At 63.9% G+C, this 21,764-nt stretch carries 20 protein-coding genes and 1 pseudogene; 14 read left to right on the top strand and 7 right to left on the bottom strand.

Features of this window, described 5'->3' with window-relative positions; genetic code table 11:
- Positions 1–40: 40 nt before the first annotated feature.
- Complete coding sequence (locus JL811_RS13930; RefSeq protein ID WP_202689320.1) at positions 41–1,213, bottom strand: MFS transporter; 1,173 nt, start codon at positions 1,211–1,213, stop codon at positions 41–43.
- A gap of 245 nt (positions 1,214–1,458) precedes the next feature.
- Between JL811_RS13930 and JL811_RS13925 the strand changes: the two genes are divergently transcribed.
- Entirely contained in the window at positions 1,459–1,884 is a 426-nt protein-coding gene (locus JL811_RS13925) for a VOC family protein (protein ID WP_202689319.1), read from the top strand.
- Between the two features lie 53 nt (positions 1,885–1,937).
- Here the strand turns inward: JL811_RS13925 and JL811_RS13920 are convergent, their stop codons facing one another.
- Positions 1,938–3,212 (bottom strand): acetylornithine deacetylase/succinyl-diaminopimelate desuccinylase family protein, encoded by a 1,275-nt coding sequence (locus JL811_RS13920; protein ID WP_202689318.1) that lies wholly within the window; start codon positions 3,210–3,212, stop codon positions 1,938–1,940.
- A gap of 200 nt (positions 3,213–3,412) precedes the next feature.
- Here JL811_RS13920 and JL811_RS13915 point away from each other — a divergent pair, with 200 nt between their 5' ends.
- Genes JL811_RS13915 through JL811_RS13885 form a run of 7 tightly spaced genes read left to right on the top strand, consistent with a single transcriptional unit; the run spans position 3,413 to position 10,410 of the window.
- Positions 3,413–4,486: a coiled-coil domain-containing protein gene (locus JL811_RS13915; RefSeq protein WP_202689530.1), complete on the top strand. Its 1,074-nt coding sequence runs from the start codon at positions 3,413–3,415 to the stop codon at positions 4,484–4,486.
- The gene (locus JL811_RS13910; RefSeq protein WP_337924751.1) at positions 4,487–5,626 is read left to right on the top strand and encodes a hypothetical protein; all 1,140 of its coding nucleotides are present in this window, start codon (positions 4,487–4,489) and stop codon (positions 5,624–5,626) included.
- A 22-nt stretch (positions 5,627–5,648) separates the two neighbouring features.
- Positions 5,649–7,586 (top strand): AAA family ATPase, encoded by a 1,938-nt coding sequence (locus tag JL811_RS13905; protein ID WP_202689317.1) that lies wholly within the window; start codon positions 5,649–5,651, stop codon positions 7,584–7,586.
- The gene (locus tag JL811_RS13900) at positions 7,583–8,128 is read left to right on the top strand and encodes a hypothetical protein (protein WP_202689316.1); all 546 of its coding nucleotides are present in this window, start codon (positions 7,583–7,585) and stop codon (positions 8,126–8,128) included. The genes JL811_RS13905 and JL811_RS13900 overlap by 4 nt, the downstream gene beginning before the upstream one ends.
- Positions 8,125–9,483: a DUF6638 family protein gene (locus tag JL811_RS13895; protein WP_202689315.1), complete on the top strand. Its 1,359-nt coding sequence runs from the start codon at positions 8,125–8,127 to the stop codon at positions 9,481–9,483. The genes JL811_RS13900 and JL811_RS13895 overlap by 4 nt, the downstream gene beginning before the upstream one ends.
- A complete protein-coding gene (locus JL811_RS13890) occupies positions 9,483–9,749 on the top strand; it encodes a hypothetical protein (protein ID WP_202689314.1) in 267 nt (88 codons plus the stop codon). Before JL811_RS13895 ends, JL811_RS13890 begins: the two co-directional genes overlap by 1 nt.
- 10 nt (positions 9,750–9,759) lie before the next feature.
- Positions 9,760–10,410, top strand: a complete 651-nt coding sequence (locus JL811_RS13885; RefSeq protein WP_202689313.1) for a DUF1523 family protein — start codon at positions 9,760–9,762, stop codon at positions 10,408–10,410.
- Between the two features lie 21 nt (positions 10,411–10,431).
- Here JL811_RS13885 and JL811_RS13880 read toward each other — a convergent pair whose 3' ends face one another.
- Entirely contained in the window at positions 10,432–11,895 is a 1,464-nt protein-coding gene (locus JL811_RS13880) for a protein adenylyltransferase SelO (protein WP_202689312.1), read from the bottom strand.
- A gap of 189 nt (positions 11,896–12,084) precedes the next feature.
- On the opposite strand from JL811_RS13880, the gene ade reads away from it, so the two are divergent.
- Entirely contained in the window at positions 12,085–13,782 is a 1,698-nt protein-coding gene (ade, locus tag JL811_RS13875; protein ID WP_202689528.1) for an adenine deaminase, read from the top strand.
- Between the two features lie 23 nt (positions 13,783–13,805).
- Here ade and JL811_RS13870 read toward each other — a convergent pair whose 3' ends face one another.
- The 3 genes from JL811_RS13870 to JL811_RS13860 all read right to left on the bottom strand — a co-directional run bounded on the left by JL811_RS13870 (position 13,806) and on the right by JL811_RS13860 (position 17,366).
- Entirely contained in the window at positions 13,806–15,314 is a 1,509-nt protein-coding gene (locus JL811_RS13870; RefSeq protein ID WP_202689311.1) for a hypothetical protein, read from the bottom strand.
- Entirely contained in the window at positions 15,311–16,915 is a 1,605-nt protein-coding gene (locus JL811_RS13865) for a CHAT domain-containing protein (protein ID WP_202689310.1), read from the bottom strand. Before JL811_RS13865 ends, JL811_RS13870 begins: the two co-directional genes overlap by 4 nt.
- 130 nt (positions 16,916–17,045) lie before the next feature.
- A complete protein-coding gene (locus tag JL811_RS13860) occupies positions 17,046–17,366 on the bottom strand; it encodes a DMT family transporter (RefSeq protein ID WP_202689309.1) in 321 nt (106 codons plus the stop codon).
- A gap of 315 nt (positions 17,367–17,681) precedes the next feature.
- Between JL811_RS13860 and mnmH the strand changes: the two genes are divergently transcribed.
- From mnmH to JL811_RS19985, 3 genes are all read left to right on the top strand, one after another.
- The gene (gene mnmH / locus JL811_RS13855; RefSeq protein ID WP_202689308.1) at positions 17,682–18,737 is read left to right on the top strand and encodes a tRNA 2-selenouridine(34) synthase MnmH; all 1,056 of its coding nucleotides are present in this window, start codon (positions 17,682–17,684) and stop codon (positions 18,735–18,737) included.
- Positions 18,738–18,749: 12 nt separating this feature from the next.
- Positions 18,750–19,784 (top strand): selenide, water dikinase SelD, encoded by a 1,035-nt coding sequence (gene selD / locus JL811_RS13850; RefSeq protein ID WP_202689307.1) that lies wholly within the window; start codon positions 18,750–18,752, stop codon positions 19,782–19,784.
- 366 nt (positions 19,785–20,150) lie between these two features.
- Positions 20,151–20,423 (top strand): Arm DNA-binding domain-containing protein, encoded by a 273-nt coding sequence (locus JL811_RS19985; RefSeq protein WP_237684993.1) that lies wholly within the window; start codon positions 20,151–20,153, stop codon positions 20,421–20,423.
- A 136-nt stretch (positions 20,424–20,559) separates the two neighbouring features.
- Here the strand turns inward: JL811_RS19985 and JL811_RS13840 are convergent.
- Positions 20,560–20,921, bottom strand: a pseudogene (locus tag JL811_RS13840) (IS66 family transposase); the annotation flags it as partial.
- Between JL811_RS13840 and JL811_RS13835 the strand changes: the two are divergent.
- Together JL811_RS13835 and JL811_RS13830 are read left to right on the top strand one after the other, a co-directional pair.
- Positions 20,904–21,206, top strand: coding sequence for a hypothetical protein (locus JL811_RS13835; protein ID WP_202689548.1), 303 nt, complete (start codon positions 20,904–20,906; stop codon positions 21,204–21,206). The pseudogene JL811_RS13840 and the gene JL811_RS13835 sit on opposite strands and share 18 nt — an antisense overlap.
- Before the next feature lie 80 nt (positions 21,207–21,286).
- The coding region (locus JL811_RS13830) for a BapA prefix-like domain-containing protein (protein WP_202689306.1) at positions 21,287–21,764 on the top strand (478 nt) is incomplete at its 3' end.

The following is a 21,764-nucleotide window of genomic DNA, read 5'->3' as shown; positions in this document are numbered from 1 at the left end:
GGCCCGTTTAACGCAAGGGTTGAGGAGGCGAAAGGGGGCGTCAGTCCGTGCGGTCCTCGGAAAAGGCATAGATCGCAAGTCCGACCACCAATGCCAGCGCAAAAGCGGCGAAAATCGGGGTAAAGGCGGCCTCGGCCGGGTTGCGGGCCGCCCCGGCATGGATCCAGCCCGATGCATATTGCGCAAGCCCCGTCGCCCCAAGGCTGAAGAGATTGAGCAGAGTGACCCCGCGCCCCACAAGATGCGGCGGAAAGAAGGCCCGGCCATGGGCCATCATCATCGGGAAAGAGGCGCCGAAGAAACCAAGTGCAGCCAGCAGCAGCGCAATCGTGACCGGCCCTGACAGCGGAAAGGTCCAAAGGGCGGCAAGGCAGGCCAGTGCCGCGACATTGCCGCCGAAGATCACCCATTTGCGAGTGCCCAACAGGCGGTCCAGCGGGCCATAGGCGAAATTGCCAAGGATCATCGCGATGCCCATGGCCAGCGTGACCGAGCCGATCATCGTCGCATCCGCGCCATAGACATCGGTATAGAAGGGGCCAACCCACAGCCCCCGAAGGGCCGCCGAAGGGAAGTAGCAGACCATGATCATCGGAATGATGAACCACAGGGCGGGCAAGCGCAGCAGATCCATCAAGGAGCCGCGGATATTGCCCTCCAGCCGGGGCGGGTCGCGCAGTAACAGCGCCGTGGCAAGGGCGATGGCCAGTGTAATCGCGGCCAGCAGCAGCATCGTCACGCGCCAGCCCATCATATCCACGGCCAGCGCCAGCGGCAGGGAACTGGCGATATTGCCGAAATTACCAAAGCCCACCAGCGCGCCCGCCAGCGTGCCGAAGACGGCGGGCGCATAAAGCCGCGCAAAGATGTAATAGGCCGCCATCAGCACCGGCGAACAGCCGATCCCGATCAGCGCCATCGCCAGCTTGATCGTGCCGGGGCCCTGCGCGAAGGCAAAAAGCAGCGCCCCGCCGCCCCCGCCGGCCGCGAAGATCAGCGCCGTGGTCAGTCGCGGGCCGATCCGGTCCAGCGCGATGCCGACCGGGATCTGGAACGCGGCGAAGGTCAGGAACCACAGGCCCGAGGCGGCGGCCAGATCCTCGGCCGTCACACCCAGATCCGCCCCCAGAACCGGGGTCAGAACAGCAAGGAAAGCACGGTAGAACTGGCTGAGCACATAGGCCAGCACCAGACAGACGATTCCCGCTTTCATCGCACTTCCCCCCGGTCGCGCTGTCGCGCGATTGCGGGGCCTGTCTTGGGGGTTTTCGGGGAGGGGTGCAAGGGGGTGCCGTTGACCCCTCTGACGCGTGGAGTTACGGTTCAGGGGTCTGAAACAGGTTAGGCTCGGGAAGGTTGGCCCGCCCCCCGCAATTTGCGGGTCCTTCCGCTGAAATTCGGCGGCCCAGGACTATCAGGGTTTCTGCGTGGTGCAGAGGCCGATAGAAAGGGCATGACATGAAACCCAGAATCTCCGTTCTGACACTCGGCGTTGCCGATCTTGAAATATCGCTGGTTTTCTACCGTGACGGGCTCGGGCTGCCGACAAGAGGCATCATCGGGCAGGAGTTCGACCATGGTGCAGTGGTGTTTTTCGACCTGTCCGGCGGGCTGAAGCTTGCACTGTGGTCCCAGTCCGACATTGCCCATGATACCGGGCTTGTCCCGCAGCCGGTCAGTCCGACCGCCCTGACCATCGGGCACAACGTGGCAGGCCGGGAGGAGGTCGACCGGAACCTTGAGGCTGCGGCCCGGGCGGGTGCCGAGATCGTCAAGCCTGCGCAGGATACGTTCTATGGTGGCTATGCCGGCTATTTCCGCGATCCTGATGGTCACCTGTGGGAGATTGTCTGGAACCCTGACCTGATTCCTGCAGAGGATTGAGGCATCCTGCCGCCTTTCGCGGGTCTGTCAATCGGGCCAGCGAAAGGCGAAACCTATCCCCCCAACAGATCCGCCATCACCCCCGCCATCACCTTCGCGCTGTCGGCCATATCCCCGATCCCCACCCATTCATCCGGCTGATGCGCCAGATGCAGCAGGCCGGGGCCGTAAGCGATGCAGTTCTTCAGCCGCCCGATCCGGTCGATATGTTTCTGGTCATAGGTGCCGGGGGAGACGACGAAATCGGGTTGCCGCGCCAGCACGCGTTCGATGGCGGCGGCAGTGCTGCGCACCACCGGGGCGTCGCGGTCGGCCATGCTGGGCTGCACCTCGAACAGATCGCGGATTTCATAGCTGAAACCGGGGCGGGCGGCCTTGACCCGCTCCATCACCGCCGTGATTTCGGCCTTCACCTCCGCGATGCTTTCCTCGATCAGGAAGCGGCGGTCAAGGATGATGCGGCAGCGGTCGGCCACACAAGGGGCGGGCAGGCCGTCATAGCCGGGTTCGGGCTCGGCCTCACCCCCATGGATCGAATTGATATTCAGCGTTGATTGCCGCGCGCCCTCGGGCACCACCGGCATTTCGGTGCGCTTGGTGGCCAGAAGCGGGTAAAGCCGCTCCTCGATTTCCGCCAGCACCGCGCCCATATGCCGGATCGCGCTGTCGCCAAGGAACGGCATTGACCCATGGGCGATGCGGCCATGGGTTTCCACCTCGGCCCACCAGACACCGCGATGGCCAAGGCAGATGCGGTCCTTGTGCAGCGGTTCGGGGATGATGACGTGATCGACATGGGCGTAATGGCCCTGTTCGGCCAGCCAGGCGACGCCGCCGAAACCGCCCGATTCCTCATCCGCTGTGGCCGAGATTTCAAGGCTTCCGGCGAAATCCGGGGCCAGCGACAGGAAGGCCTCGGCGGCGATGATGGAGGCCGCAAGCCCGCCCTTCATGTCGCACGCACCACGCCCATAGAGGCGGTCGCCCTCGACTTCGCCCGCAAACGGATCGCGCGTCCAGCCGTGCCCCACCTCGACCACATCGTGATGGCTGTTGAAATGCAGGCATTCGCCGGGCCGGGCGCCACGGCGTCGCGCCACCATGTTCCAGCGCGGATGCGCGTCGCTGTCGCCCGGCGTGCCATGGGCGCGCAGCAGTTCGGTTGCAAACCCCGCGTTGTCCAGCCGCGCCGCCAGATAGTCGCAGATCTCGCGGTAACAGCGCCCCGGCGGGTTCAGCGTGGGAATACGGATCAGATCCTGCGTCAGGCGCACAAGATCGTCGCGGCGGGCGTCAATGGCCTTGGCAATGGCGGTATCGGTCAACATGGGCGCAGCCTAGCAACCCCGCCTTCGGCACCGCAAGCCCGGGCCGGGCAGCAGGGCAAAGAATGAAATTGCAATCGGGCCGCCCCTCCTGCAATTTGAAACGCGACGGGGTTTGCCCCGGCGTTTTTCTTGCGGGTGCCACTGGTAACGGTTTCGGCTGGCCCGTATATGTAAACAGAATTTACATGGGGGAGGTCGCAATGGCCGATTTCGACGCGCAGATCCGCAAAAGTCAGACCGAGGTCGCCGCCGCACAGGGCAAGATAGCCGAAGTCACCAGCCGGATCGAGGCCGCCCGTGCCAAGATTGCGGCAGGCGAGGCGGCGATTGATGTCGAGAATGCCTCGCTTGAGGATGTGCACAAGCATACCGACCTGATGAACGCCAATATCGCCGAGCTGATCATGGGGCTGGACGATGTGACGGCGGGCTTTTCGCGTGACTTCGACGAGATGCGCAACAAGTCGGGGATGGAAAGCTTCATCGGCATCTTTTCGCGCGGCAAGGCCGAATCCATGCGGCAGGAACGCCTGCGCACGGCCTCGATCGACGACAAGCTGCAGGATCTGATCTCGAAATCCGATGTGATCGTGAAACTGCTGCAGGGGCAGCTGGACATGCTGAACGGGCAGAAGGCCAGCGTCGAGGCCAATCTGACCGGCACGCTGGATGAACGCGAGGCGACTGTGGCCGCGCTGGAGGCGCTGCGCGCCCAGATCGCCGGGATGGATCCCCGGATCATCGAGCTTGAGAACCGCATCAGCGTCGAACAGGATGCGGCGGCGCGCACGCGGCTGGAAACCGAACTTGCCGAACTGAACACCCGCTATAATGCGATGGTGCAGGACGAACAGGTGCATCTGGCGAAATCGCAGACGCTGGAACGCTATATCGAAAAGGGCAAGACCTGGGTGGACAGCCTGCAGAATCAGGCCGCGACGCAGATGGTGCTGATCAACAAGCTGCAGACCGATACCAAGCAGCGCGTGGTGCTTTATGATGCGCTGACCGCCAGTCTGAAAACCGCGCAGCAGCAGGATGTGGCGCATCAGATCAATGAAATCGGTGTCAAGACCGATCAGGAAGCGCAGGCCGCCATGGCCGCCATCGGCACCGCCACCAATTCCCGCATGGCCGAGATGATGGAAGCCCATGAGGATCACATGGTCTTTGCCCGCAAGATCCTTGAGCAGAAGGCCAAGGCGGATGAACGCTTTGCCCGCCGCTTTGCCGCCATCGTCGAGAAACACGACAAGAACCAGTATGGCGGGTAAGTGGCGCAAGGTCCGAAAACCGCACTGACCGACGACCATGCGGAACTGCATGACACGCTGGTCACGCGCCGCTATTTCGCCAAATTCGAGGCGATCACCGGCCATCTGGCCCGGGTCGCGGCCGAGCTTGAATCCGAGGGCAGCCTGACCCGGCTGGAGGCGCGGATCATCGGCAGCTATATCCTGCGGCTCAGCGCCAGTTTCACGGCGCTGTCGCATAAATACCTGATGTCAGGGCGTCTGGACGGGCCGCTTCCCGGCAAGCTTAGCTTTGACCGGCATGAAAGCGGCTTTCCGGTCGCGCAGGAACTGCTGGTCATGGCGAATGATGCCCAGCAGGCCACGCGCCATCTGGCCGGGATGGAGACCGAGGCCGAACTGAAGGACGCGATGGTGCGCCAGATCGTCGGTGATCTGACCATTCCGACCCGGCTGCAATTCGCGCTGTCACAGCGGCTTTACTATGAAACGCTGCGCGACCGGGATCTGTTCTGGGCGCGCAACGATCCCGATCTGCAATGGCTGGGCGAAACGCCCGATCGGCGCAGCTGGATGGTCCATTGGGCGGTCTATGACAGCCAGACCAACTTGCCGGTGATTTACCTGATGAATGTGCAGGACAGTGGCCGCACATCGCTGCCCAAGGACAACCGGCGCTGGCCGCAGGTGCAGTCGCATCTGATGGCGCAATCGCTGGGCGGGCTGAAGCTGCTGACCATCGCCAAGGGGTTTGACGAGGATTTCGACGATCTGCATCCCCGCCGCCTGCGCCGGATCCATTTGGGGCCGATGCATTCGTCCGGCTTCACCCTGCAATCGGGGCCGGTCTCGGATGTGCTGACCCATGCCGGGGCTGCCACGGGGCAGGACTGGGCGCTGGTCTGGACGGTGGAGGATCTGCTGTCCGACCGGGTGGAAACGGTCAAGACCGGCTGGTTCTCATCGGCCGAACGTCAGGTCTTTGCCTCAAGCCCTTTCGCGGGTCAGGGGCTTGAGGATATCGGCGCCACGAAACTGGAGCGCATGATCGTGCTGCCCGAACGGCCCTATCAGGCGCTGGCAGAGCTTAACCCCCCGGGGTTCCGGGATGTGCGGAAATTCGTGGTGGGGGCGGGCGGGCGCATCATCCCGCAACGGTAGCCCGCAACGGCAGGAGGTAACGATGGCGACGCGTGACACGATGGAACTGCGCGAAGAGGATATCCGCGCGCATTACCCTGCCGCGACCGAAATGCTGATCGGGCTGGACCATACGCCCCGCATCGCCAGCCCGCGTCAGGCGGCCACAGCGCCCGAACGCTCCCCCGGGGTGGCGGCGATGGGGCGGCGCTTCCGCTCCACCACGCCGGGGCTGGTCACGCGCTCCACCGCGCGGGCCGAGGGCGTGCGCCTGATGGACCGGATTGCCGGAAAGGATGAGGATGATCCGCTGACCTCCCCCGTGCAGGCCGCTGTCGGGCAGGGTCTGCGCCGTGCGCTGGCCATCGCGCTGGCCGTTGGCGCGGAATTTGCCCGCACCACGCCACTGACCGAATTGAAGAAGGCCAATCTGGAAAACCGGCTGGCCGCCGACCGCAAGGCCGAATTCACCGAGCTTCTCGCCGCCGAGGCGCTGGCGGTGCTTTACACCTTTGCCAATGCGGCGGCTTTCCTTCTGTCCGCGCAGGCCAGCGAACGCGCCGTCGATCTGGGCACGGTGGATGAGGTGCTGACCGACAATGCGCCGCTGGCCCTGCATGGCGCGATCTGGGAACTGGACCAGATGATCGCCACCCATGCCAGCGACGATGGCAGCCTTGTGGCAACCGTTCTGGCCTATGCGGAACTTCTGATGGCCTCGGTCGCCCAACGGGCCGAAACGGCGGCGCGGCTGGCGGGCTTTGTCGGGGCAAGCTGGCGGATTGAGGCCGATGGCCTGACCATTGCGGGGTTCAAGCCTGCCCGCGCGGCGCGCGGCACGGCGCTGACCATGACCTTCAAGAAACCGCATGAGGTGGTGGGCAACCATATCGCCAAATATCAGGCGCTGCGGCTCTCGAAGATGCTGATGGCCTATGATTTCGACCGCAAGATGAACCCGTTCGCGGAAATGGGCGGATTCATCTTCACATTCATGGGGGATGGCGCGCCGGGGACGGGCAAGACCACGCTGATCCAGATGATGGCGGGGCTGCTGAATGACTATTGCAAGGTCGCGGGCTATCCGTTCCGCTATCAGAATTTCAGCATCGACCAGATCGACAGCTATCAGGGCAAATCGGGGCAGAATGCCAAAGCCTTCATCACCAATGTGCTTGACTCCGCCGTGATCGGCTTCGGCACCATCGACGATATCGACCAGATCGCGGGCAAGCGCGGCGACCGGCAATCCAGCGCGGGCCAGCAGGAGGTGACGGCAGTTTTCATGGAGGCTTTTGCCGGGGCGAATACTGTCGTGCGCGGCAATTGCACCTTCGGGATGTTTTCGAACTTCCCCGAGAATGTGGATGACGCCCTGCGCCAGCGGGCAGGGGCGCGATTTCTGGTAGACGGCCCCCAGACGCGGGAGGATTACATCGACATCCTGTCGCTGCTGATGGGCCGGAACCACGACATTCCGCTGGGCGCGCATGAGCTGTTCGCCGCACAGGAAATCAAGCGCGCGGTGTCGGCCAGTTTTGAATCCCATTCCCGCCCGCATGAGGAAGGGTTGATCGCGGTCTGGGAACGGGTTTCCCGCGATCTGGGCCCCCTGGACACGATTGCCAAGATCGGCAGCTATCTGAAGGCGATCCAGGAGGCCGATCCGCGCTTTACCGGCCGCGCGATCAAGAACATCACCGATGCGGTGAAGGTCCGCGCGATGGATTTTGAACTTCCCGACGAATGGATGGAAAACCCCGATCTGTTCCTGTTCAAACCCTATGACGAGAAGCTGGCGATGATCCGGGGCATGACCACGAAGATCACGGTGGAAATGGTGATTCAGGAGATCAACCGATACGCAGATTCGGAATTCCGCTATGCCGACAAGTCGGATGAGGTGGCGATTTCGAACATGGTGCGCGATTTCGGACGGCAGGAAGAGGCCAAGCGGCGGTGGCTGGAGGGGAAGGGGTGAGTGATTTTTGGTCGACCGCAAATAGCTGGGTTGTTGAGCATCAAGCCATCGTAGTTGCTGTTGGTCTGCCGGTTCTTACTGCTATAGCCTCTGGAGTGGTTGCATATTTCACTAATCGTGCAAATCTCCAGTCACAGGCAAGGAGCAGAGAACTACAGCGTCAAATTCGGATATTCGATGATAAAAAAGTCAAGATTGAGCAGTTTCGATCTGCCGTGCGCCGTTATGCTGCAATTCAACTCCAACTTAGTGCGGATTTAACGTTTGGGTTAAGTAGCGGTCACAAGGATCAAATAACAAGGGAAAGTGCAAAAGTTGCGCTTGAGCAGTTAATTTCTTTACGACTTGAGATCTTATTGCTTATCAATTCATCTGATCCTGAGGCTGGGAAGCTGGATTCTGCGTTGGATTTGAAGGTGGAAGCCTTATCAAAAAAAGAAAATAGTGCTGAATTCGCGTCAATTGATGACCATTTTTTCCAGATTTGTCAGAGGGTAATCGCTCGAATGGAAGTGGATGCAAATAATGGGCTGGCCCCATGAAACGCCTCATCCAGCATGGCCTGATGTTCGGCAATCTTGTCGAAATCTCCTCCCCCGCCCTCATCGAACGCTACAATCGTGCGCTGAAACACCTGACCGGCAAGACGACGCAACTGACCGATTTCCACATCGACATTTCCGGCTATTCGCCGGAAATCGGCGATGAGCTGGGCAATGACATCTATCTCAACCCCAATGGCTGCAACCGGCAGTTCATCCTGCTGACCACGGCGCAGAAGGCCGCGCCCTTGCTGAATGCCAAATTTTCCACCTCGCGCGGCATTCTGCGCCAGTTCTATGAGGCCAATGAGGCGCAGTTATTTGCCCTGACCGCCCGCGATGCCGTGGCGGGGGAGCTTGCGAATTCCGTCTATGAGATGAACACGCCCGCGCGCCTGCTGGATATCCGCCGCATCACCATCGAGGCCGATACGATTGGCGGCCATGTTGCCGATGCGGCCAAACTGGGCCAGTTGATCGACCGTTTTCGCAGCACCCCCGATGGCTGGCGCAATGATCTGCTGATCGCCGAGATGATCGGTCTGGCCAAGCGCACCGGCGATGTCACCCGCGTGCCGATTTCACTGCCCGCCATGGGTTTTGAGCAGCCGAATTTCTGGACCTCGCATTTCGGCGGGCTTTATGTTTTCCGCACGGTGAAGGCTCCGGCGGTGATTTCGGTCGGGCCGGTTCAAGACCTTGGCGAAATGCCCGTCGGTCAGGTCATGGATCTGTCGATGCGCAACATGGTTGCCGACTGGCTGGAACGCAACGGGCTGGTTGAACCCATCGTCAAGGCGCGCGGCATGGACAGTGCGGCCGTCCTGCGCCAGAAGATGGATTTCATCCTTGTCGATGCCGCCGAGGCGCTGGAGCTTGATCTGGGCAATGCCACCCGCACCGATCTGCGCAAGATCGCGCATCGGCTGGGGGCGGCACTGCCGGATGAATTCAAGGGCCTTGCGCGGCTTCTGTCCTGGGTTGAAGGGGGGGGCGACTGGCCGCGCATCACCTCGGAACATCCGGCCTATTTCTACACGCTGCGCTCGCGCCCCCATGCCGACCGCGATCTGGTGAACATGCTGCTCAGCCAGTTGGCCCCGCTGGATGTGCGGCAGATGTTCATCACGCATAAGGAACTGTTCTACGCCAGCTATGCCACATGGTCGGATCGCAAGCGCGGCTATGTCGCGGATTTCCTTGCGCGGGAGTATCAGGTAGACAAGGCAGGCGCGCGCGCGGCGCTGTTCGGCCCCGAACCGGGGATGGATGAGGCCGAGCGCCCCGAACCCAAACCCAGCCCCACGATGGTCGATCTTGTCGGCCCCTGGGGCGCCTTGCGAAAGCGGTCCTGATGGTTGCGATGGTGCGTCTGGCAATTATCGGCTTCGTCGTCATGACGGTGCTTTATGTGCTGCTGTCGATCTATGCCCGCTCCCTGCGGCGTGAGGAACTTGAAAAGGAATGGGATGCGGCGCAGGGCCCCGGAGAGCGGGATGCCTATATCGAGGCCGGCATGACCGCCTATCAGGGCGGTTTGCGGCGCAAGCTCCTGTGGCTGGTCTATATCATTCCGACGCTGGTCTTTCTGGTGTTGCTCTATGTTCTGAATTTCGGCTGAGGATGGCCCGATGCGCTATGTGAAATGGACCCTGCTGACGGTGATTGCGACACTGGTCCTGTCGTTCTTCCACTACACTTTGCCGCAGGTTGATATTGTGCGGATCGTCGGCACCGAGACGCGGCGCATTGATTTCGGCGAAAACTCATTTTTTTGGTCACCGCCCGAGGTGGGCAGTTCCAGCGGCCAGAATTACGATGTTTTCTTCATTCAGACCTTCCGCGCCAATGACCGGCCGATGGTTTACCGCAATCAGGATACCGGATGGGGCTGGCCGCCCTATTTCAAGATCAACAGCTTCAACCTGCAGGCGCAGGCGACGAACCTGATTTCCACCAATGCGACCCCGCAATGGGTGGCAGTCCGGCATTATGGCTGGCGCAACGAGTTTTTCACGATCTTTCCCAATGCGGTTTCGGTCTGGCCGGTCGAAGGCCCGGATGCGCGGGTCTTTCCATGGATCAATATCGTGATCCTGACCACAGTGGCGGGATTCCTTGTGCTGTTCTGGCGGATGTGGGCGCAGTTCCGCGAACGCACGATCGACCCGACCATGGACCGGATCGGCGACCGTATCGACGCGGTCGAGGACCGGGCCGGCGCGGCGCGGGGCCGGTTCGGCCGCTGGATCGACAGCTGGCGTGACAAATCCGGGCGCTGACACGCGGTCCGGATTGCGGGATCAGGTCCCGCAGAAGGTGCGATAGGGGCCGAACCCGGCAGGCGCGGGCAGGGCATGGCCCTCGGCCCCGGGCACCGCATCGAAAGGGGCCGAGACCAGCGACAACAGCCGCTCAAACGGGGCCATGTCGCCCTGACCGGCGGCGGTCAGCGCCTCTTCGACCTTGTGGTTGCGTGGGATATAGACCGGGTTCGCGGCACGCATCCGGGCGGCCTGCGCCTCGGGGGGGGCCTCCTCCTGCGCGGCGCGCTGCTGCCAGCGGCCCAGCCAGTCCTCCAGCGCGGGCCGGTCACTGATCATCGCGGTCAGAACCGCCCGATCCCCGGACAGGGCCCGGAAGGACCGGGTGAAATCGGCACCATGGGCGGTCAGCAGGTCAAGGAGGCCGGTGATCAGCGCTTCATCCCCCGCCATCGCGCGTTCAAGCCCCAGTTTCGCCCGCATCCGGCGCAACCACGCATCGCGGTAAAGATCGGGGAAGCCTTCCAGCACCGCCGTCACCGGGGCAATGGCCTGTTCCGCATCCCCGGGTGCAATCACCGACAGCAGGGTTTCAGCCAGCCGCGCAAGATTCCATTGCGCGATCCCCGGCTGATTGCCGAAGGCATAGCGCCCCTGCGTGTCGATGGAGGAAAACACCGCCTCGGGGTGATGGGCATCCAGAAAGGCGCAGGGGCCATAGTCGATGGTCTCACCGGAAATCGTCATATTGTCGGTGTTCATCACGCCATGGACAAACCCCACCGACATCCAGGCCGCGATCAGGTCGGCCTGCCGTGCCGTGACCCGGCCCAGAAAGGCCAAGGCCCTGTCCGAAATGCTGGCGGTTTTTCCAGCAAGATCGGGGTCATGGCGAGCAATCGCATAATCCAGCAATTGCGCCACCCGGTCCACCTCACGCCGTGCGGCAAAGAACTGGAACGTTCCGACCCGCAGATGTGAGGCGGCGACGCGTGCCAGCACCGCGCCCGGTTCCGGCCCGTTCTGGCGCAGCACCTGTTCGCCGGTGGTGCAGGCGGCCAGCGCCCGGGTTGTGGGGATGCCAAGGCCCTGCATCGCCTCACCGATCAGATATTCGCGCAGGACCGGCCCCAGCACCGCCTTGCCGTCGCCGCCCCGCGAAAACGGCGTGCGGCCCGAACCCTTCAGATGGATGTCGCGCCGCGCGCCCTTGCTGTCGATCACCTCGCCCAGCAGGATCGCGCGCCCATCGCCCAGCTGCGGGGAAAACCCGCCGAACTGATGGCCCGCATAGGCCATGGCAAGGGGCTGGGCCCCTTCGGGCGCGCGGCTGCCGGTCAGAACCTCGGCATCCAGCGCCGCAGGGTCCAGACCCAGTTCCTGCGCAAGTTCGGTGTTCAGCCGCAGGATGCGCGGCGCAGGCGCGACTGCCCCGGGCCAGAGCGTATAGAATCCTTCAAGATCGCGGGCATAGCTGTTGTCGAAGACAAAGGGGGCAGACATGATTTCTCCGGTCTTGGCTCCTTATACTGGGGTCGCAAGCGCGCAAGGGCAAGCAATGCGCCGCCCGCCCCCCTTTTTCTGTCCGGAAATATCCCGGGGGGTCAGGGGGGCTGGCCCCCCTGCTTTGCCCGGGCTGGACCTTCGGCCCGTTTTCCTGCTTTGCTGGCGCAAAGGATGGAGACCTTGGCGATGGATGAACTCGAACGGCGGATCGCGGCAGGGCGGGGCGATGTGCCGGCCGATCTGGTGCTGCGCGGCGGGCAGGTTTTCGACCTTGTGACAGGCGCGATGATCCCGGGCGATGTCGCGATCTGCGGCGCGGTGATCGTGGGCATCGGTGCGGGATATGAGGCCGCGCGGGTGATCGACGTTTCCGGCCTGACGCTGGTGCCGGGCTTTATCGACACGCATCTGCATGTCGAATCCTCGCTTGTCACCCCGCATGAATTTGATCGCTGCGTGACCCCGCGCGGCGTCACCACCGCGATCTGCGATCCGCATGAGATTGCGAATGTCATCGGAGTGGACGGCATCCGCTGGTTTCAGGAGGCCAGCCACCATCTGCTGATGGATCTGCGGGTGCAACTGTCCTCCTGCGTGCCTTCGACCGATATGGAAACCGCCGGGGCCGAGATTGGGGCGTCGGATATCGCGGGGCTGATGGGGCATCCCTCGGCCATCGGCCTTGCGGAATTCATGAATTATCCCGGCGTCATCCATCGTGATCCGGGCGCCATGGACAAGCTGCGCCTGTTTGCGGGCGGTCATATCGACGGCCATTGCCCGCAACTGACGGGGCGTGACCTGAACGCCTATATCGCCGCCGGTATCCGCACCGAACATGAGGCGACAACGGCGGCCGAAGCACTGGAAAAGCTGCAAAAGGGGATGCGGGTGCTGATCCGCGAAGGATCGGTTTCCAAGGATCTGGAGGCGCTGCAGCCGGTGCTGACCGAGGCGACATCGGCCTATCTGTGCCTGTGCACCGATGACCGCAATCCGCTGGATATCGGCGAACATGGCCATCTGGATTACATGATCCGGCGGCTGATCGCGCTGGGCACTCCGCCACTGGCCGCCTATCGCGCGGCCAGCCTTTCGGCGGCCGAGGCGTTCGGGCTGAAGGATCGCGGCCAGATCGCGCCGGGCAAGCGGGCCGATATCGTGGCTGTGGCGGATCTGGCCGCCTGCGATGCGCGGCTGGTGCTGGCGGGCGGGCGGGTGGTGGATGCGGCGGCCTTTGCCGCGCGGCCCGCCCTTGCGCCGGTCGGGCGCAATTCGGTGCGCGCGCCGCGGGTGACAGCGCAGGATTTCCGCAGCCCCGGCAACCGCAGCGCGACCGATGTGATCGGGATCGTCGAAGGCAAGATCATCACCGATCATCTGCGCGAAGACATCGAACCCGAGGGCGGCGACAAGCGCCCCGATCCGGCCCGCGACCTGATCCGCATTTCGGTGATCGAACGTCACGGCAGGAACGGCAATATCGCCAATGGTTTCGTGCGCGGCTTCGGATTGCAGGCCGGGGCCATCGCCTCGACCGTCTGCCATGACCATCACAATATCGCGGTGGTGGGGGTGGATTACGCCGATATGGCGCTGGCCGCGAACCGGCTTTCGGAAATCGAGGGCGGTTTTGTCGTCGCCGCCGGGGGGCGGGTGCTGGCGGAACTGGCGCTGCCGGTCGCAGGGCTGATGAGCCTTGACCCGTTTGAGGTCGTGCGCGAACGGCTGGTCGATCTGCGCGCCGCCGCGCGCGGCCTTGGGGTCACGCTGGAGGAACCTTTCCTGCAACTGGCCTTTCTGGCGCTGCCAGTGATCCCGGCGCTGAAGATCACCGATCGCGGCATGGTCGATGTGGTGAAATTCGAGATCATCCCCGGTTAGGCACCTGCGCGCCCGGGGGCCGGTCAGTCGCGGGCGCGGCTGTAGATCACGCAGCCCAGCCCCTCGACATCCGGGCAGAAGGCGTCCGGGTCGCGGCTGGCAATGGCATGGGCCGATCCCAGGTGGATCTCGGCCTGCTGCCTGCGTTCCTGCCGGTCCTGTTGCGTGCGGGCGGGGGCAGTGCTGTCGATGCCGCGCAACAGATGCAGGGCCTTTTCATGCGCACCCGCGCCCGCAAGGAACCCGGCCGCCTCGGTGCGGATGAAATCGGGACTGATCGAGGACGGCCCGGCGGCGGCGGCGATCAGTGCCGCCTCGGTCGCCCGTTCCAGACCCGCAAGGTCGACCGCTTCCCAGGTCGGGGCCATCGCGGCCTGATTGTTGGCGCGGTAAAACCGCATCAGCGTGGCATAGTCGGCGTCCCCCTGCGCCTTTGCCTCGGCTTCGGCGCGGGCCAGCAGGCGGTCGGCGGCACCGGCATCGCCCTTGGCCTGTGCGATCTGGACCTGCGGCAGCAGCAGCGTCACCCGCCATGCGGCGCGGTCGTTCAGCGTTCCGGCAATCCGCAGCGCGGGGTCCGCCGCATCGGTTTGTCCGGCGGCAATTGATCCGCGCGCATGCCAGAAGAAAAGTTCGGTCAGGCGGGCGCGTGATGCGGGATCCTGCGGCGGCGGTTGGCGCCAGCGGACATCGCCCGTCTGCCAGCCGGGATGCAGCACCTGCGCCGCCGCCTCGTCCAGCGTGGCGCTGGCCTCGGGCAGGCGTCCCATCAGAAACAGCGCGCGCCCCGACAGCGCCAGCGCCTCGGCCCGCAACAGCGCGGTTTCCCCAGGATCGAAGCCCGCGCCCTCGGGCAGATCGGCGCGGGCGGCGGCGGTCAGGGCGGCGATATGGTCGCCGCGGTCAAAGGCGGCCTCGGCCCCGTCCAGCGCGCGGCGAGCCAGCACCAGCGCCGATGTGTTGAAGATCGTCAGATCGCCCTGCGCCCAGTCGCGTGCATAGCTTTCCAGATCATCCGCTGCCTGATCGCCAAAGGTTGCGCGCAGCGCGGGCAGGGCCAGCGTGGCGGTTTCCACCGCCTCGGCCATGCGGCCCAGATCGGCCAGCGCATAGGCACGCGATACTTCCAATGCTGCCGCCTCATTGGCGTAATCCGCGCCGCCCAGACGGGCAAGATCCAGCCCCTGATCGGTGATCTGCAGCGCATAGGCGGGGTTTTCACCGATATTGCGGATACTGTCGGCCAGCATCGCAAAGACCAGCGCCCAATCGGGCGACAGCGGCCCCAACCGCCGCGCCTCACGGATGGACCGGTCCAGATAGCGCCATGCGCCTTCCATGTCGCCCGTCTCCATAAAGGGCGACAGCCCGTCAATGACCGCATAGGGGTCGGGCATGGCCATTGTCTGCGCATCGGCCCGCCCGTTGCCGCCCGGGACCGAGGCCAGCCAGAGCGCCAGCAGCAGCGGCAGACAGCGGGGCAGAACGGCGGTCATCGCCCGTTTTCGAGTCATCGCGGGTGGTCCCATCATCGCCCGTCTCCGACAAGGATGAAGGGCGCCCATGCCGCCGGGTGCGCCAGTGTCGGGTCGCTGTCATCTTCCATCAGCGCCAGCATCGACTGGCGCAGCGCCTCGGCCTTGCCCGTCGCCCGGCCCGAGGCCAGTCGCGCGAAAGCCTCGGTCGTCAGCCGTGCTGCGGCATCGTCGCGCACTGGCCAGTGCGAAACCAGCACCGCGCGCGCCCCGGCAAACAGAAAGGCCCGCGCCAGTCCTGAAAGCCCCTCGGCCCCCGGTGACTCCCCTCCGGCGGTGTTGCAGGCCGACAGGATGACCCAATCCGCATCAAGGTTCAGGTCCGCGATTTCCGAGGCGGTCAGCAGCCCGTCATCCGCCGCATCCGGGCGGTCGGGGGGGGAAAGGACCAGTGCCGGTTCATCCAGCCCCCGGATTTCCCCCGAAAGCAGGCCATGGGTCGCGAAGGCCAGCACCCGGCGATCCGACAGGGTGGCACTTTTCACCGCGCGTTCCGTGGCCGCCATTCCCAGCACCACATCCTCACGCGCTGCCCCCAGCGTTGCCGCAATGGCGCGCAGTTCACGACGGGTCTGGGGCAGTGGGGCCAGCGCGCGCAACTGGTCGGGATCGGCCAGCCCGCCGCGCATCACACCCGGCCCCTGTGCCAGATCCTGCGTCAGACCGGCCACCTGCATCGTGCCGCCGAAATCGGGATCGCCAAAGCCCATGAAGGCCCGTCTGCCCGCATCGGGCGGCGGCAGGTCGCGGATCACCCGCAGGCTGTCAACGGCGGGCAGCACCGTCAGCGCATGCTGGCGGATCATCCAGGGTGTGGCACGCATGGCGGCCGGGTCGTCATCCGCGCCCTCGGGCGGTTCTGTGGGCAAAAGCGCAAAAGGGATCGCGGAAAGCGGGCCGTCCGGCACGATATAGACATGCCGTGCCGTGCCGAAAACCGGCATCAGCGGGGCCAGCAGAAAGGCATGCAGCCGCCAGGCCAGATCGCGCGGAAAGGCAGCGGCAGAGGGCGCGAATCCGCTATCCAGTGCCGCCGCCGCCCGGACCGGGGCCGAGGCCGGATCCAGCGTTTCGCGCAGGCGGGCCACCACATCTGCCAGTGTCGCGGGGTCGGTGCTGACTGCATGCCATGCGGCGGCCTTGGCTGTGACGGCCCAGACAAAGGTCTTTTCTGCGCCGGAAAACATCAGGATCAGCGCCTCATCGGCATCCAGAAGCGCCTGCACCTCGGTCAGTGGGGCGGGGCGTGGGCGGGTCAGATCGGCAAAACGCGGGAATTCCGTGCCGATCCTTGTGTCGATCTCACGGATCCTTGCGGCAAGGGCCTCGGCCTCACCGGTCAGATGAACAGGGTCCGCAGCGGGATCGGTCAGCGCGGTTTCGGTATCGGCAAGCTGCTTTTCCACCGCCTGCCGGTCGCGCAAGAGATCGGCCAGAACCCCGTCGCCCGCGGCGGCACGCTGCCCGATCTGGGACAGCGCCTGCCCGGCGGCGCTGCTCATCGCGGTCTGGGCCAGCAGGAAGGTTTCCGCCAGCAGATCCTGTGCCGTCCCGGCCCGGACAGGCAGAGGAAGGCAGAGCAGAAAAAGGAAGAGCAACCGGCACCGCATGGCGCAGAGTCTGAAACCGCGCAAGTGGCGCGTCAAATGAATTTGACCGTCATCACGGCGTCAGGGGCGGACCGGACCCCGCGCGGGATGCCCGGTCGGCCCTTTCCGCGATGACGGTTCAATGCGGGCTGGCCAGCTTCATCAACACGATGCCGCTGACGATCAGAAGGGCCGCGATGATCCGGGCGGGGGTGACGGCCTCTCCCAGAACGGTGATTCCGACGACGAAGGCCCCCACTGCGCCAATGCCCGTCCAGATCGTATAGGCCGTGCCCAGCGGCAGCGTTTTCATCGCCACGGACAGCAGTGCGAAACTGGCAATCATCGTGACGATGGTGATGACGGTCGGGGTGGGAAGCGTGAAGCCGTCCGAGCGCTTCATCGAATAGGCCCAGACGATTTCAAGGATCCCGGCGGCGAAAAGAAAGATCCAGGCCATAGGCTGATCTCCTGATACCGGGCCGTCCCGAATGATGACCATGATGGTGAGGTCGTCCTCGGCCCGGAAAATAGGAAATCCCGCGCGCATTGGCAACCGGCGGTCGGATGGGAAGGGCGGGGATGCGCCTTTTCGGTGACGGGGCCGGGATGGGGCGAGAATGGGGCGGGATCGCAGCCCGGGATCACAGGCCAGGATCCGCATGAACCATGCGGTCCCGCCGCATTGATCTGCACGCTTTACGCATCGGTGTTTTCGCTGGCGAGCTGTGATCCGCTGGGCTAGGACTGCCCCATAGATCGGATCGCCCCACGCATGCCAGTCACACTCACCGCTCTTTCTGACCTGCGTCAGCTTGGCTTCGATGACGTGATCGACGTCCGTTCCCCGTCAGAATATGCGCAGGACCATCTTCCCGGGGCAATCAGCCTGCCGGTTCTGGATGATGAGGAACGTGCGCGGGTCGGCACCATCTACAAACAGGTTTCCCCCTTCGATGCCCGTAAGATCGGGGCGGCGCTGGTCGCGCGCAATGCCGCGCGCCATATCGAAGAGGTGCTGATCGACCGGCCCGGGGGCTGGCGACCCTTGGTTTACTGCTGGCGCGGCGGGCAACGGTCGGGGTCGTTTGCGACGATCCTCGGGCAGATCGGCTGGCGGGCCGAAACCATCAGCGGCGGCTACAAGGCGTGGCGCCGTCTGGTGCTGGGGGCGCTGTATGAACGGCCCTTTGCAACGCCGGTCGTTCTGCTGGACGGCAATACCGGCAGCGGCAAGACCGAACTTCTGCATCTGCTGCGCGGCATGAGCACACAGGTGCTGGATCTTGAGGCGCTGGCGAACCATCGCGGGTCGATCTTCGGTTCCATGGGGGTGCAGCCCTGCCAGACCGGGTTTGAGGGGCAGCTTGCCATGGCCTGTGATGTGCTTGACCCGGCCCGCCCCGTGGTGATCGAGGCCGAAAGCGGCATGATCGGGCGGATCAAATTGCCCGGTCCGCTGCTGCAGGCCATGCGCCATGCGCCGCGTATCGAGATCATGGCGGAACGCCGCACCCGCGCGCGCTATCTCGCGCGCAGCTATGCCGATATGACGGCCGATTCCGCGCTTCTGGCCCGGGCCGTGGACCGGTTGCGCCCCTATCAGCCCGCAACGCGGATCGAGGGCTGGCATGGCCTGATCGCCGCAGGCGATTTTGAAACACTCGCCGCAGACCTCATGACATGGCATTACGATCCGGCCTATGCGCGCAGCCGCAAGCGGATTGACGGTGATGCGATCCGGGTCGAAGCGGCCGCGCTGGACCCCGAGGCCCTGAAGGGGCTTGCCGCAACCCTTGTCCGCGACATCGCGGCGCTTTCGAAACCCTGACGGAGAGATGCCATGACCGAACCGCGCCTGACCTCGCTTGCCCATGGCGGCGGCTGTGGCTGCAAGATCGCCCCCGGCGTTCTGGAAGAGATCCTTCGCGGGTCGGCAGCACTGCCGGTCCCGGCAGAGCTGCTTGTCGGCATCGAGACATCAGATGATGCCGCTGTCTGGCAGCTGAACGACCGGCAGGCCGTGGTGGCGACAACGGATTTTTTCATGCCGGTGGTCGATGATCCGCGCGATTTCGGGCGGATCGCGGCGACCAATGCAATTTCTGATGTCTATGCGATGGGGGCGACACCGATTTTCGCGCTGGCGCTGGTCGGGATGCCGGTCAATGTGCTGTCGCCCGCAACGATCCGCGCGGTGCTGGATGGCGGGGCCGAGGCCTGTCGTGCGGCGGGCATTCCCATCGCGGGCGGGCATACCATCGATTCTGTTGAACCGATTTACGGCCTTGTCGCGCTGGGTCTGGTCGATCCCGCACAGGTCAAGCGCAACCGCAGCGCGCGGCCCGGCGATGTGGTGGTGCTGGGCAAGCCTCTGGGCATCGGCATCTATTCCTCGGCCCTGAAAAAGGGGCTGCTGGATGCGGAGGGCTATCGCGCGATGATCGACAGCACGACGCGGCTGAACACGCCCGGCCCTGAACTTGCCCGGATCGACGGTGTCCATGCGATGACGGATGTGACCGGCTTCGGTCTGGCGGGCCATGCACTTGAAATGGCACGCGGATCGGGTTGCGCAATGCGGCTGGACTGGGCCGCCGTTCCGCTGCTGCCCGGGGTGCGGGCGCTGGCCGAAGCGGGCCATGTCACCGGCGCCTCGGGGCGGAACTGGGCCAGCTATGGCGATGAGGTCGATCTGAACGGTCTGACCGGAACCGACCGCGCCTTGCTGAGCGACCCGCAGACCAGCGGCGGATTGCTGGTGGCCTGCGCACCCGAAAGCCTTGACGCCGTGCGCGACACGTTCCACCGCCACGGGTTCGCCCAAGCCTCGGTGATCGGTGAGACGGTCGAGGGGGCGGGTCTGACGCTTGTCTGATCGGGAGGGGGCAGGGCAGGCCCTTATCCTCTGATCGCGATGAAGACCTGGCGCTGTGGGTCAGGCACTGCGATATAGTCATCGCTATAAGGGACTGAAGCCGCAGCCTGACCTTCAGGATTCATCTTCCTGCGTCAGCTTGTGCACATTGCGTGCCTTCCACCAAAATCCCGGAACATGTCCATGGCGGAAAGCCCATAGGCGTTGCCAATCCGGAGAATTCCAGACGACCGTCTGCAAGGGACTGAGGGAGAAATGGCGGAACCCGGAGGCAGCCAATTTTCCATTGCGTCCTGTCGCATCTAGTAGACAAATACTTAGTTTTTATAGATATTTGAGATCCCGCGCGTCGTAGGCCGTTGCCACATGTCGCATATGCTCGTACCCTTAATGTGGGGAAGAATTTTGCCATGGATTGCCAAGGAACTTTCGGCGCTCGAAGTGAAACGTCTGGTGCATCCCGGGCGCGGGCGTAACGTCCTGTTTCCGGTCGGTGGCGTTTCAGGTCTGGCCCTGCAGATCACCCCCACTGGTGCCCGAAACTGGATGCTTGGGGTCTTGGTTGGTGGGCGCCGCAGAGAGATCGGGTTGGGCGCATTCCCGGAAGTCTCTCGCGATGGCACGGGAGCGCGCTCGTGAAGCCAAAGACAGCATTCGTCAAGGAATTGACCCGGCTGAAGAGCGTAAGGCGGCACGGACGGCATTGATCCTCGCGCGCAGCAAGAGCCTTCTCTTCAAGGATGCAGTCGACAAGGCTTACCTGTCCGACCTGCAAGTTGTAACCGGCATAGCCATCGACGTGCAGGATGCCGCCGAAGCCTTGCAAGATGCGCTCGGCATGCTGCCCGCCCCGGCCAAAGGCATAGGTGAAGGGCACGCTCGGCGGTGCCGTGCCACCCCAGGGCCGGTCATCGCGGGCCAAGGCCCAGAAGTATCCCGACTTGGTCTTTCTACCCCCGGGGTCAAGGACTGGGGGCACGGGTCACATCCATGAACAGTTCTGTGGCCACTTCAGATCGGCCATCAGCGCGGTATAAACGGTGCGGAGTTCGAAGGCGGCCCGACCGACCCAATCGGTGAGGTTCGAACGGTCAAGGCCACACCCTGACGACTGTAGATTTGAGCCTGTCGATAGAGCAGCCCCAAGATCTTTGTGACCAGTTCAAGCTCTGGCATCCCGACCGGCTGGTCGTTGCGGCCGAGGGCAACATCCTGCGCGAACATACGCGCGTGATCGAACGCAGTCACAAGCTGCCACCAAAGTCGATTTACGACTGGCGTCATTATCTGGCCGTCCTGCAATGGATGTTGATTTCCGCCAAAACCCTCCGCGCGCCCTTCGACGCAACCCTGCACGCGGATCGGCGGCAGCAGGCGGCGTGGCCTGCGACTCAGTTGACACATCCAATAGTATGTATATAGCATGCATACTATTGGATGTTGTTGGCCGCAGGCCCCATCATTCGGACCTTCCCCGAGGGGACCAAATACTGGAGCGCGCAATGGCACAAAACGTAATTCAGGCAGGCACGATCAAGGATGTGCCGATTCACGCCCTGAGGGCAGATATTCAGCAGTATGCCAAATCCGGCGACGATCTTGTGGTGGAGTTGAAAAGCGGGGAAGCGATCCGGATCAATGGCTTCTACCAGCCCGCCGCCAATGGTGAACCACATCTGCTGGTTCTGGGGGATGGCACGGTCATCAATCCCGTCCCCGGGGAAGACCCTGAAGGGGCGGGGACCGGGATGCTCAACACTGATGAGATGATCGCCCTTGGCGCCGCAGGTCTGGGCGCGGGCCTGATAGCCTTTGGCAGCGACGACGATGATGCTGATCCGACGGACGGCACCGATCCGACGGATGGCACTGATCCGACGGATGGCACCGATCCGACCGACGGCACGGATCCGACGGATGGCACCGATCCGACGGATGGCACTGATCCGACCGATGGCACCGATCCGACGGATGGCACTG

The sequence above is a fragment of the Szabonella alba genome (assembly GCF_016765775.1).
GTDB lineage: Bacteria > Pseudomonadota > Alphaproteobacteria > Rhodobacterales > Rhodobacteraceae > Szabonella > Szabonella alba.
Note: the sequence above shows the minus strand (reverse complement) of the source record. Positions and strands in the feature narration are given on the sequence as shown.

What these genes read in the sequence shown, in the direction of transcription:
- JL811_RS13930 (WP_202689320.1), bottom strand. Translation starts at nt 1,213, where the DNA reads ATGAAAGCGGGAATCGTCTGTCTGGTGCTGGCCTATGTGCTCAGCCAG.
- JL811_RS13925 (WP_202689319.1), top strand. Translation starts at nt 1,459, where the DNA reads ATGAAACCCAGAATCTCCGTTCTGACACTCGGCGTTGCCGATCTTGAA.
- JL811_RS13920 (WP_202689318.1), bottom strand. Translation starts at nt 3,212, where the DNA reads ATGTTGACCGATACCGCCATTGCCAAGGCCATTGACGCCCGCCGCGAC.
- JL811_RS13915 (WP_202689530.1), top strand. Translation starts at nt 3,413, where the DNA reads ATGGCCGATTTCGACGCGCAGATCCGCAAAAGTCAGACCGAGGTCGCC.
- JL811_RS13905 (WP_202689317.1), top strand. Translation starts at nt 5,649, where the DNA reads ATGGCGACGCGTGACACGATGGAACTGCGCGAAGAGGATATCCGCGCG.
- JL811_RS13895 (WP_202689315.1), top strand. Translation starts at nt 8,125, where the DNA reads ATGAAACGCCTCATCCAGCATGGCCTGATGTTCGGCAATCTTGTCGAA.
- JL811_RS13890 (WP_202689314.1), top strand. Translation starts at nt 9,483, where the DNA reads ATGGTTGCGATGGTGCGTCTGGCAATTATCGGCTTCGTCGTCATGACG.
- JL811_RS13885 (WP_202689313.1), top strand. Translation starts at nt 9,760, where the DNA reads ATGCGCTATGTGAAATGGACCCTGCTGACGGTGATTGCGACACTGGTC.
- JL811_RS13880 (WP_202689312.1), bottom strand. Translation starts at nt 11,895, where the DNA reads ATGTCTGCCCCCTTTGTCTTCGACAACAGCTATGCCCGCGATCTTGAA.
- ade (WP_202689528.1), top strand. Translation starts at nt 12,085, where the DNA reads ATGGATGAACTCGAACGGCGGATCGCGGCAGGGCGGGGCGATGTGCCG.
- JL811_RS13870 (WP_202689311.1), bottom strand. Translation starts at nt 15,314, where the DNA reads ATGATGGGACCACCCGCGATGACTCGAAAACGGGCGATGACCGCCGTT.
- JL811_RS13860 (WP_202689309.1), bottom strand. Translation starts at nt 17,366, where the DNA reads ATGGCCTGGATCTTTCTTTTCGCCGCCGGGATCCTTGAAATCGTCTGG.
- mnmH (WP_202689308.1), top strand. Translation starts at nt 17,682, where the DNA reads ATGCCAGTCACACTCACCGCTCTTTCTGACCTGCGTCAGCTTGGCTTC.
- selD (WP_202689307.1), top strand. Translation starts at nt 18,750, where the DNA reads ATGACCGAACCGCGCCTGACCTCGCTTGCCCATGGCGGCGGCTGTGGC.
- JL811_RS19985 (WP_237684993.1), top strand. Translation starts at nt 20,151, where the DNA reads ATGTCGCATATGCTCGTACCCTTAATGTGGGGAAGAATTTTGCCATGG.